Origin of the sequence: Photobacterium angustum, from assembly GCF_003026365.1 — a bacterium.
GTDB lineage: Bacteria > Pseudomonadota > Gammaproteobacteria > Enterobacterales > Vibrionaceae > Photobacterium > Photobacterium angustum.
This window is the reverse complement of sequence record NZ_PYOM01000063.1, coordinates 1-534: the sequence shown is the minus strand read 5'-3', so window position 1 is coordinate 534 and position 534 is coordinate 1. Positions and strand designations below refer to the sequence as shown.

The window sequence follows — 534 nt, the reverse complement described above, 5'->3', positions numbered from 1 at the left end:
TAGGCATCTTCAACAGACATGGAGCTTGGCGCAGGGTATGTTGTTTGTGCCTGTGTTTGTGAGGCGCACAACAGGCATAAACATAACAGCCACCGGTAACCTATTTTTACTTTTTGCATTATTTATTGATCCTTAAATTCACATGAGTTGAAACCATTAATTTGTTAGCCTAAAAATAATTACTACTGGTGATTTTCACTCAATGACGGCCATTATTTAAAAGACTTAAACCTTCATCAAAGGCGGCGCTGTCGTACTTATCTTTGTTTGGTAAATAAGTGTTGAATAACTTGAATGTTAACGCCTTAAATTCTGATTTAAACCTATTGTTTTTAAAATGTTTTTTTAAGTCATTCGCGTTTTTATAGTTATAATCTTTGCTCATATCAACAAAAAACTCTTTCTGCATGAAATTTAAAATGGTTTGTCTGTTGATAAGGAAATCATGCTTTTTCACATCATCTGATTTTGATACTTTGCTGTTAGGGTTCATTCTCTCAAGCGCTTTTTGCATTTGTCTGGTTGCGGCTTTTT

1 protein-coding gene is annotated in these 534 nt (G+C 34.1%); it reads right to left on the bottom strand.

Annotated elements, in window-relative coordinates; all coding sequences use genetic code 11:
* Positions 1–199: 199 nt before the first annotated feature.
* The coding region (locus CTN01_RS22885; RefSeq protein ID WP_170096490.1) for a hypothetical protein at positions 200–534 on the bottom strand (335 nt) is incomplete at its 5' end.